The organism is Streptomyces sp. SID1328, assembly GCF_009865595.1.
GTDB lineage: Bacteria > Actinomycetota > Actinomycetes > Streptomycetales > Streptomycetaceae > Streptomyces > Streptomyces griseoluteus.
In genome coordinates, this window is record NZ_WWKH01000257.1 from 1 (window position 1) to 850 (window position 850).

The following is an 850-nucleotide window of genomic DNA, read 5'->3' on the forward strand; positions in this document are numbered from 1 at the left end:
CCAGGAACAGCCCGTTGTTGGTGACCTGTGCGATGAAGGCGGGACCCCCGCCGCCCCGGTCCGGGTCCCCGCCGCCCCCGGTCTCGGCCCGTACCGCGATCCCGATCAGCACCGGCACCACGGCCAGCACCGCGAGCAGTACCAGGGTGCGCCAGCGGCGCAGGGTGGTGACCAGCTCGCTGCGCAGCAGCCCGAAGGTCCACAGCGGCCGGGGCGCAGGGGGGTACGTGGTCTCAGCCCGCGACATCGAAGCCCTCTCCGGTCAGTGCCACGAACGCGTCCTCCAGCGAGGCCCGTTCGAGCGTGAACCCCCGTACCCGCACGCCCGCAGCGACCAGGGCGGCGTTCACCTCGGCGAGGTCGCGGTCGGGCGGTTCCCCGGTGACCGTCTCGCCGGCCAGGGTGAGGTCGGTGACGCCCTGCTCCTTGAGCACGCGGGCCGCGTCGGCCGGGTCCGGTGTGGTCACGGCGAGCCGGCCGCGCGCCCCGGCGGACAGGTCGGCCACCGCGCCCTGGATCACGAGCCGGCCGCGGGTCATCACCGCCGCGTGGGTGCAGACCTGCTCGATCTCGTCGAGGAGGTGGGAGGAGAGGAAGACGGTGGTGCCGTCGGCGGCCAGTTCCCGGATCAGACCGCGGATCTCGCGCATGCCCTGCGGATCGAGCCCGTTGGTCGGCTCGTCCAGCACGAGCAGGCGGCGCGGCCGGAGCAGCGCGGCGGCCAGGCCGAGGCGCTGCTTCATGCCGAGCGAGTACGCCCTCGCCTTCTTGCCCCCGGCCGCGGCCAGCCCCACCCGCTCCAGCGCGGCGGCGGCGCGGGGCCGCCGGGTGCGGGGGTCGGCGGCCGGGT

Annotated in this window: 1 protein-coding gene and 1 pseudogene; both read right to left on the minus strand. The window is 75.6% G+C overall.

Annotation, left to right across the window (positions count from 1 at the left end):
• Positions 1–247 (minus strand): annotated as a pseudogene (locus GT030_RS07415) (ABC transporter permease); the annotation flags it as partial.
• Positions 234–850: AAA family ATPase (locus tag GT030_RS07420; RefSeq protein ID WP_161200392.1), on the minus strand; the 617-nt coding region annotated here is incomplete at its 5' end. The pseudogene GT030_RS07415 and the gene GT030_RS07420, both read right to left, overlap by 14 nt.